The sequence below is a fragment of the Moorena sp. SIO2C4 genome (assembly GCF_010672485.1).
In the GTDB taxonomy this organism is placed as follows: Bacteria; Cyanobacteriota; Cyanobacteriia; order Cyanobacteriales; family Coleofasciculaceae; genus Moorena; species Moorena producens.
This window is the reverse complement of sequence record NZ_JAAHGN010000154.1, coordinates 1-10,063: the sequence shown is the minus strand read 5'-3', so window position 1 is coordinate 10,063 and position 10,063 is coordinate 1. Positions and strand designations below refer to the sequence as shown.

Here is a 10,063-nt window from a genome sequence, read left to right as displayed (position 1 = left end):
ATGGAAGGTCAGGGTCTAAAACCAGAGGTTAAGTCCATGCCAGGGTGTTACCGCTATTCTCTGGACTTATTGCTCAAAGAAGTAACCGAGGCATTTGAACTGGGGATTAATGCGATCGCACTTTTCCCCCTCATTCCCCAGGACTTGAAAGATGCTACCGGTACTGAAAGCTACAACCCTGATGGATTAATCCAACGCACCATCAGAGCAATTAAGCAAGAAGTTCCAGAGCTGATGGTAATTACCGATGTTGCCCTTGATCCCTTTTCCAGTGATGGTCATGATGGCATTGTCACCGAAGATGGCACTATCCTAAATGACGCCACCGTGGAAGTATTGATAAAAATGGCCCTATCTCAAGCTGCAGCTGGGGCAGATATGGTTGCGCCTTCCGACATGATGGATGGACGCATTGGTGCAATTCGTAAAGCTCTAGATGGTGAAGGCTACACTGATGTCGGAATTCTGGCCTATTCCGCTAAATACGCCTCCGCTTATTATGGTCCATTCCGGGATGCCCTAGATTCAGCTCCTAAATTTGGTGACAAGAAGACTTACCAAATGGATCCCGCTAACGCCCTTGAAGCCCTCAAAGAAATTGACTTGGATATCTCAGAAGGGGCAGATATGGTCATGGTTAAGCCAGCGTTAGCCTATATGGATGTTATCCACCGGGTTAGACAGCATACTAATTTACCCGTTGCTGCATACAATGTTAGTGGTGAGTACGCCATGATTAAAGCAGCCGGTCAGAATGGTTGGATTGATGAGAAAAAAGTCATGATGGAAACCCTGACTAGCATGAAGCGGGCTGGTGCTGACTTAATTTTGACCTATTTTGCCAAAGAAGTAGCTACAATCCTGCAGTAAGGCATTGAACCGTAGTTAGCGGTCAGCGGTCAGTTATCAGCGGTCAGTTATCAGCGGTCAGTTATCAGCAGTCAGCAGTCAGCAGTCAGCGGTCAGCCGTTGGCCTTTGGTTGATAGCTGATAGCTGTTCGCACCTCAAGCAGCGTGGCCTTTGGCCAAGCGTGCGCGTAGCGCATTAGCTGATGGCTGATAGCTTGTAACTGAATGCTGATAGCTGAATGCTGATAGCTGAATGCTGATAGCTGAATGCTGATAGCTGAATGCTTACCTAGGCTGTAGTCTTTAGACTATAGGGAACAACACAAGCAAGCCTATAGTTGATAGTCTAGAGTCGAGAAAGGAAAAGTCGCTAGGTTACACATAATATGGTGGTGAAGCAAAATGAGCTAGAGCAATGCTATAGAGTTCTTGAACTGGAGCCTGGAGCATCACCGGAAGAAGTGAACCAGGCTTACAAGGATTTGGCATTTATTTGGCATCCCGATCGTGTGCCTGAGGATAATCCTCGCCTCAAGCAAAAAGCTGAAGAAAAACTTAAGTTACTCAATCAGGCACGAGAAAAATTGCGATCGCATCAGACCTTACCCACTGCTTCACAAACACAAGCTAGGGGCAGAACACCGTATCGGAATTATCGTAATCCAAATCCAAGACCAAAACCACCACCATCACCCCAGCCAAACCCACCAAACTATTACAAATACAAACAACCAGAACGATCTAGAGCCCAACCATCCACGACCGCTCAACCTCGGACTCCCAAGCCCCCTGGTAACTCTAGAGCCCAACCATCCACGACCGCTCAACCTCGGACTGCCCAGCCCCCCAGTAACTCTAGAGCTCAACCATCCACGACCGCTCAATCTCGGACTACTCCAGCCCAAGCTCGGACTGCCCAGCCCCCTGCTGACTCTAGAGCCCAACCATCCACGACGGCTCAATCTCGGACTACTCCAGCCCAAGCTCGGACTGCCCAGCCCCCTGGTAACTCTAGAACCCAGCCATCCACGACCGCTCAATCTCGGGCTCCCAAAGCCCCTCCTGACTTGAGTGGTGCTGATTTTAGGGGAGCAGACCTCAAAGAAAGAGACTTCTCAAATCGGAATCTCCAATCCGCTAACTTAAGTCAAGCTAACCTAAAAGATGCCTTTCTCCATCGGGTTAATCTTGCCGGGGCTAACCTCGAAGGTGCTAATCTCTTTAGAGCCAATTTATTTCAAGCTAACCTCAGTAATGCTAACTTACGAGAGGCTAATCTGATTGGAGCTGACATGAGTGGAGCTGATTTGAGTGGAGCTGATTTGAGTGGAGCTAAAGTGGGTTCTAATGGTAAGCTTTTGGTGAAACTGACAGGGGCAAACCTAAGGGGGGCAGTTTTGCCCGATGGCAGTATCCACGACTAGGAGCAACTTTGTAGTACATCCATAGCAAAAACAACAGCAAATTTGAAGTCAATTTAAACTATTGATCATCTTGATCATCCCTTTCCAAATCTGGGAAAGGGAGAACAGGCAATCTCTGCCCTCGAAACACTTCCTCACTACTAATACCTGTAGCTTCTAACCATGAACCCATAGCTTGTATTGAGAGTATACCTAAAAGCATTGGAGCAGTCCCTAGACTTACGAAGAATTTTGTGGGCATTTCTAAATTAAACAGGTCTGCTGACCTGATTTCTGGTATTTCTGGTTGAGAAGAAGACATCTGGGTTATTTTTAGTACAAATGAACTAAACAAAGCCAAAAATTTCACATCGGGGCACAAGAGCCAGACTTCCACAGTAACTCGATTTTTATCTATTTGTAGGGTCTCCCTCCTGAGACTACTAGATAAGGGCGTTTCCCAGTTTGGCGTAAGTCCTGTTGACTCCAATATTACCTGGGATTTACCTACTGAGTCTCAAAGCTGCTTTTGTCAGCGTTCATTTGTGTAGCCCCCCTGTTTTAGAGTCTGGGCTGCTGAGGATTTCAACCTCTATTGTCAGCTAAATGAATTTTATTTGCCCAACAAATAAGTAGTCTTCAGAAAATTGTGCTTAAATCAAGGCGAGCATCTAAGATATGAAGAAATCATTCCTCCGTTACCAGTCCAGTTAATCAATTTGTGATGTTGGATGTCGATCAGAGTCTCCCAAAAGCTCCTCCGCCCTCCCTTGCCAAGTGGGCTTATTGTGCCATTAGGCAACCTGGGTTATCCATACGAATCCGTTTGCGAGGGAACAATTTGCACATTCTGTGTGAACACCCTCAGGGAGTAGAAGCCAATAAGTTAGTCAACCGCCTTATCAAAGCCCTGAAACTGCAACAGGGAGAAGTTCAGTTTCCCCTAGACTTAGCAAACCCGATCTATCAAATAATTGTTTATGGGCGTCGAGTGGGGCAGAAGCGTCCAGACTGGATTAAGCAAATCGCTATCAAACTACCGACCGATGATGCCACTAATGCTTCTAACCAATCTTCCCAGACGTCTTTCGACGCCATAACCACTGATACTGATGCGGACTTAACTGTCTCAAACGAAAGTCTTGCCCGTTCTGGTTCTCCAGATGCGATCGCTCGTTATCTCAGTGAATCCCTCAGTTACCTAGGTGTCAGTGTTAAAGTCCGGATCCAACACCAAGATTCCAAAGCTAGAAGATTTTCCGGGGCAAGTTCTAACCTTAAACAAACTAACCTTCACCCTTCACCCCCTAACCGACGGCTCTGGATAATTTGTAATTCTAACTACAGCCCCGATCCCTCCTTACTATCTGAGCCCATCATCGACCGGTTACATTCCTTGCAACTCAAAGGGTTTCGAGATGCCCTGATTTGCTTTCAGGTAAGTGGCGAAGCCACTCCTGATTGGAAGCTGCGAGTAGATTTGACCCCTCCAGAAGAAGTCCTCAAGGAATGGGCTCGTTGGGGAGATGTAGAAGCAATCCAGCGGTTATTAAATCAGGGGTTAGCAGCGGTAGGAATAACCGTTAGAGCCATTCTTAAAGAAACCACCCTACATGTATTTTCTAGCTTCATCCACCGCCGAAAAACTATTGCCCCAGAAAAAGAAACCTTAGTCAGTACCATTGCCTCAATACTCGATTTAATCGCTCCTCAAGGTATCCAGGGTGCCACTATTTATGGTGTAGAGTCAAGTCAGTTCCCTAGTCAAACCTTACTGTCTCAGGAAGCTGACTCTCTCCAACCCCCCTTGGGAAAGAATGGTCAAGCTGCCAACAATTCCTTACTGCCAGAAACCGAATCCCCAGCCTGGATTCACTGGCTCAACTTACCAGCAGCAGACCACCAGAGTTTAGGAGAATCCACCTATTCCTTAGCCCAAACAGGGCATCACGATGCCTTGACCTTTTTGTTGGAACGCTTACTTAATCCCGACATTGACCAACGATTGGTAACAGGTGGAGTAAGGGTAAAAATTCGCCGTAAACAAGACTTGTTGCACATCATGAGCGAGGCAACGGTCTGTCCTCGAAAATCTAAGGTCACTCAAAAAATTACCCGCTTCCTAGAGCAGCTGGCTATGTCGGAAATTACTGGGTTGCGGCTCTATGGACGTCGCGCTGGTGCTACCTCCCCCTCCTGGAACTATGGAGTTGATTTTGTTCATCGACAGCGTCTAGTCCCAGAAGCTACCCCAGAGTTTGCTGCCTCAGATGCCTACCTGAGTGATTTGGTAACTCCCAGTGGGGAACCAGTACTGCGTCGTGATCTAACCCACGACGATCTCAACCAGGGTTTCAAAGGAGCAGTTGATGGTTTAGTTTACATACTCCAGCGTTTGCTATGCTACTCTCAGCTATTTGTACCAACTGTAGAAAACCAAGACATGGCAGCCTTCTCAGACAAGAGACAGGCTAGGGGAAAATTGTCTATCCAAGGCGTAGCAGTAGGCATGGTATGGGGCGTAGCAGGATTACTACTAACACTGATCACAGATTGGCGCTTTAGTGAGCTGCTACAGTCTCAAGCCTCACCATCAGCAGAAGTAAAGGCAGTGACGAACTCATCACCCAAACCCATTGCTTTGCCCCAAATATCTTTGCAAAAAGGGGCGGGTCTCGGGACTGAAAACTTCAATACCTCTGGGTTTACTGCTCCTGGGGATACCATGGTGATTGTGAATGAAAACGGCAATGCTACCATGGCAGCCATGCTGGCCGCAGCGCGATCGCCCAATCCTTCATTCAATAACCAGATGTTAGATGAAAAGCTAGCTCTGTACCAACAACGCCTGCTTCAGAGTGGTATCCCTGATGTACTGATTATGGGCAGTTCCAGAGCCATGCGGGGAATCGATCCCATTGCCCTCCAAAATGCCTTGGAAGAACAGGGCTATCCTGGCATTGACGTGTTTAACTTTGGGGTTAATGGTGCCACAGCTCAGGTAGTAGACTTCATGGTTCGGCGCGTCTTAACTCCGGAGCAACTGCCTAAATTGATTATTTGGGCTGATGGGGTCAGAGCCTTTAACAATGGTCGAGTTGATGCTACCTACAACTCGATTATCGCATCACCAGGCTACCAAGCTCTAATGGCAGGAGTTTTTCCGAACCGCACTAAACAACCACTATTACCGACAGATGCCACAGACCAACCTCTAGAGGTTTTTAATGATAGTTATCAGTTAATCAGTGACTGGCTAAATCAGTCAATAGCCAAAATTTCCTTAACTTATCCTCACCGAAGCCAGCTCAAATCTCTGTTACGGGAAAAGTTGGTTGACCTAGAAAAGTTCCTCCAACTAGACACAACCGAGACTGCCAAAAAGCCTCAAAAGACATTATCCCCAACCTGGAAAATTGACTTTGATGGCTTCCTTCCCCTGTCAACTCGTTTTAACACCGCTACCTACTACCAGAAACATCCTAAAGTTCCCGGTATTTATGATGGTGATTACCGGTATTTTCAGCTAGGAGGTCAGCAAGACAAAGCCCTAAGAAATTTGCTGGAATTTGCCCAGAAGCATGACCTTAGTATCGTTATGGTCAACCTACCCCTGACTAAAGAATATTTAGATCCAGTGCGGAGCAAATATGATAAACAATTTCAGCGATACATGTACAACTTTGATCTAGAAGGGGGATTGATTTTCCGAGATTTCAATAAGATGTTGCTAACTAAACATGACTACTTTTCCGACCCCAGCCATCTCAACCGCTATGGTGCTTACCAAGTTTCTAAGCAGTTGGCTAAAGATCCAATGATGCCTTGGTCATTAGTCATTAGTGATTAATAATTAATTATTAATCAGTTTTAAATTAACGAACAACCAATAATTATATAGCGGTTTGCAACCCGCGCTAATTACAATAACAACAAGTAGTCAGTAGTCAGTAGTCAGTAGTCAGTAGTCAGTAGTCAGTAGTCAAGATTCGTAATTATACTTAACCTACACGCAAACCGCTATAACTATTCAAACGGAAACGATATGTAAGCATATGCGCTACGGGCATATGCTGATGGCTGATAGCTGAATGCTTACACACTATCAGGCAAACATCCTTCACCCTTGATCTTTAAAAAATGTCATTTATTTCGATTACCTACAGCTGTTTCTTGCTAGCAGTTTTGGGAATCTACTGGTTGGTGCAATCTTCTACAGCTGCCACAGGTTCTCCCAAACTAAAACTTTTGGTTTTATTAAGTAGCAGTCTAATATTTTATGCTTCACTACAAATCCAATACATTCCCCTGTTGGTGTTGATTACCCTAATTAATTTTTACTTTGGACAAGCACTTGGAACGAATACAGTTTCTGGTTCCCATGCTACGAATTATCATCTCTCCAATGAAGAATGGCTATTGGCTGATAGTTTTTGGAATAACCGACGGTCAAGACTACTGTGGCTAGGTATTTTCCTAAATGTTATCTTTTTGCTCGGCTTCAAGTATATTCCTTTTCTGTTGTCAAATTTGGCAGTAATCATCAACTTTACCATTGCCCAAGATGGGGCGAATTGGATTAGGGATAACTTAATTGTTCCTCTAGGAATATCGTTTTTTATATTTGAGGGCATTGCTTATCTCATTGATGTCTATCGTGGGGCTCCAGCAACTCGTAATCTCCTCCAGTTTGCTGCTTATAAGTTGTTTTTTCCTAAACTTATTTCTGGTCCAATTACTCGTTATCATCCGTTTGCCCTTGAACTTAAAACCTTACAATTTCCAAGTCTTGATCGAGCAACAGAAGGACTTTGGTTGATTACATCTGGTGCGATTAAAAAGGCACTGTTAGCCGACCACATTGGGATTTTTGTTGATTTGTGTTTTGGCAATATAGAACGGGCTGGTAGTGGAGATTTATGGTTAGCTATCTTTGCCTACGGTTTACAACTCTATTTCGATTTCAGCGGCTATGTAGACATTGCCCGTGGTAGTGCAGTGTTACTGGGCATTAATCTTCCAGAAAACTTTGATTTTCCCTATTTCAGTATCAGCATTGCGGATTTCTGGCGTCGCTGGCACATCACTCTAGGGGATTGGATCCGTAACTATCTCTACTTTCCCTTGGGCGGTTCCCGTAAAGGGGTTGCTCGTACCTGCGTTAACCTATTCATCGTAATGGTCATTATTGGTATCTGGCATGGAGCAGCTTGGGGATTTGTAGCCTGGGGTGGCTTGCATGGTCTAGCCTTAGTCCTTCATCGCTTGACCGAAGCTTTCTGTGAAAATAGAGATGGGATAAAACGTTGGTGGCAAAGTTGGTCAGGGGTCTTGGTAAGCTGGTTTTTGACCCAATTTATGGTGTTTACTGCCTGGATTTTTTTCCGCATCCCCAATCTCAAACAAGCCAGTTTAGTCATCCAGAATCTCTGGGGTCACCCAGCTGACATCCAATTTGGTCAAAAAGTCTACTTAACCGCTATTGGTATGGAACGCTTCTGGGTGCTTCTCCTGTTAGTTAGCTTAGCAGCCTCAATGGCTGGGGTTTACAGTATCCGAAGGGGTCTGAAATTACAACTCAACTGGCCGGTGAAGTTGTTGTTGGTACCAGTAGGTCTCTACGTAGTTTGGTTGTTTGCTCCTCAGAGTGGTCTGCCTTACATTTATTTCGATTTTTGAACTTAAACTATTTCTGCCCTAAAGACGAACTCACACACTAACCCACTAGCACTCTATCAAAAGGGGCACATCGAACCGATAGGATAGTAGTAATGCTGCAATAATATAAGCTTTATACAAGACTTGAGAGAGAACGCTTTATGGATCTGGTTACACTCCAGAACAAATTAGATAATATTTCCTTTTTCGTCCTGTTTGTGACGATGTTAATTTACTGGGTAGGAGCCGCTTTTCCTAAAATTCCTTATTTGTCACCCTTAGGAATATCAGGGATGGCAACCGCCAACCTTTGCACTGCTACCTTACTCGGAGCAAGATGGCTAGAGGCAGGCTACTTCCCGATCAGTAATCTCTATGAATCCCTGTTTTTCCTGACCTGGGGAATTACCACAGTTCACCTAATTGCTGAAAACATGAGTCGCAGCCGATTGGTAGGGGTGGCTACTGCACCAGTCGCCATGGGAATTACCGCGTTTGCCGCTCTATCCCTACCACCAGACATGCAGGAAAGCGCTCCATTGGTACCTGCTCTGAAATCCAATTGGTTAATGATGCATGTTAGTATCATGATGCTTAGTTACGCTACCCTGATGGTAGGTGCCCTGGTAGCGATCGCATTTTTAGTGATTACCCGTGGTCAGAACGTGGAACTGCGAGGAAGTTCTGTCGGTACTGGTGGCTATCGCAGCAAGAATAACTTACCGAATAACTTACCAGGGAATTCCAATTTTAAACTACAGCGCAACGGTAATGATCCAATTTCTCAGGCTGTAGTTACCTCTGATACCTCATCCCCTTTAGCTGAACTGGGACAGAGTAATGCAGCTAGTACTACAGCAGTGCTCGATTTAGTAACTACCCCCGACTCACCCCTACCATCGGTATCCACAGCACCCACCCTCTCACCCCAGAGGCTTAGTATTGCCGACACTCTCGATAATATCAGCTATCGTATTATTGGGCTGGGGTTTCCTCTGCTCACCATTGGGATTATTGCCGGTGCCGTTTGGGCAAACGAGGCTTGGGGTTCATACTGGAGTTGGGACCCAAAAGAAACCTGGGCATTAATTACCTGGCTAGTGTTTGCTGCCTATCTCCATGCCCGCATTACCCGTGGCTGGCAAGGACGCCGACCAGCAATTTTGGCAGGGACAGGACTTCTAGTTGTTTGGGTTTGCTATCTGGGAGTCAATCTATTGGGTAAAGGCTTACATTCCTACGGCTGGTTCTTCTAAGAACTATATATTTCCGTGATTGAGTGCATGCCCTAAATTGCTTCTACTGAAAACCCGCTTTAATGCCTAGAGGCATCGGGGAATTAACCCTAGGAAACCGACCTTTGCCTCAAAGGAATAGTTAGTTCAATGGTTGGGCAATGAAACTCCTGCCCTCTAGGCATGGAAGCTTATCGAAAAGTTTGATCGGGGAAAATAGTCGTGGATAATCAGTTCAAGCCACTCGCTGTTGGTGAAGTACTATCAGTGGATGAATCTGCTCAAATCTTTATTGGTAACCGTACCTTTAGGGTCGGTGAATTCTTAGTTGCTATCAAAAAGAAATTGGTAGAAGTCTTAGGGGATGAATGGACTCCAGAACAGGAAAGTTGGTTTAGCGAATCGGGTATTCCTTGTGAAGTGTTGCAATTTGCTGCTAATGACTGGCAGCAAGGCAAGGTAAGACTTAATCTAGAATTTTGCCTTGTCGAGACTCAGGATAAAGTTGATGATATATCAGCTATTGGTGGTGAAACATTGCAAAGCACATCAACCCAGGTAGCAGAACAGCCAGACCTCCCAGAGCCACAAACTAGCAATGATTCTGGATTGGAGCTTGGAGTTGGAGCAGCCACAGCCGCTGTGACTGCTACTGGAATATCAGTAGCTGAAGCACTGGAGGAAGATGCCTCAACTGCTATCTCCGATGAGATGAAACTTCAACCAACACTTGATGCAGATGAAGACATTGCTATCGATCAAACCCCAACCAGTACTGAAGATGACTTTGATTTAGGAGACTTTTCCGATAGTCAGGAAGATATTGCTATCGAAGAAACCCCAAGCAGTACTGAAGATGACTTTGATTTAGGAGACTTTTCCGATAGTGAGTCGGAAAGTGAGGAAGATATTGGTTTA

7 protein-coding genes are annotated in these 10,063 nt (G+C 45.4%); 6 read left to right on the top strand and 1 reads right to left on the bottom strand.

Annotated features, from left to right (window positions below; translation table 11 throughout):
- Positions 1–870: porphobilinogen synthase (gene hemB / locus F6K20_RS11025; RefSeq protein ID WP_287294666.1), on the top strand; the 870-nt coding region annotated here is incomplete at its 5' end.
- A gap of 365 nt (positions 871–1,235) precedes the next feature.
- Positions 1,236–2,273 (top strand): pentapeptide repeat-containing protein, encoded by a 1,038-nt coding sequence (locus F6K20_RS11020; protein ID WP_008180709.1) that lies wholly within the window; start codon positions 1,236–1,238, stop codon positions 2,271–2,273.
- A 58-nt stretch (positions 2,274–2,331) separates the two neighbouring features.
- Here the strand turns inward: F6K20_RS11020 and F6K20_RS11015 are convergent, their stop codons facing one another.
- The gene (locus tag F6K20_RS11015) at positions 2,332–2,574 is read right to left on the bottom strand and encodes a hypothetical protein (RefSeq protein WP_044492433.1); all 243 of its coding nucleotides are present in this window, start codon (positions 2,572–2,574) and stop codon (positions 2,332–2,334) included.
- Positions 2,575–2,976: 402 nt separating this feature from the next.
- On the opposite strand from F6K20_RS11015, the gene F6K20_RS11010 reads away from it, so the two are divergent.
- The 4 genes from F6K20_RS11010 to F6K20_RS10995 form a co-directional block, all read left to right on the top strand.
- Complete coding sequence (locus tag F6K20_RS11010; protein WP_287294664.1) at positions 2,977–6,102, top strand: DUF1574 family protein; 3,126 nt, start codon at positions 2,977–2,979, stop codon at positions 6,100–6,102.
- A gap of 290 nt (positions 6,103–6,392) precedes the next feature.
- Positions 6,393–7,931 carry an MBOAT family O-acyltransferase gene (locus F6K20_RS11005; RefSeq protein ID WP_008180703.1) on the top strand — a complete coding sequence of 513 codons (1,539 nt, stop codon included), beginning with the start codon at positions 6,393–6,395 and terminating at the stop codon, positions 7,929–7,931.
- A gap of 140 nt (positions 7,932–8,071) precedes the next feature.
- Positions 8,072–9,166 carry a c-type cytochrome biogenesis protein CcsB gene (gene ccsB, locus F6K20_RS11000; protein WP_008180701.1) on the top strand — a complete coding sequence of 365 codons (1,095 nt, stop codon included), beginning with the start codon at positions 8,072–8,074 and terminating at the stop codon, positions 9,164–9,166.
- Positions 9,167–9,367: 201 nt separating this feature from the next.
- The coding region (locus tag F6K20_RS10995; RefSeq protein ID WP_287294662.1) for a KGK domain-containing protein at positions 9,368–10,063 on the top strand (696 nt) is incomplete at its 3' end.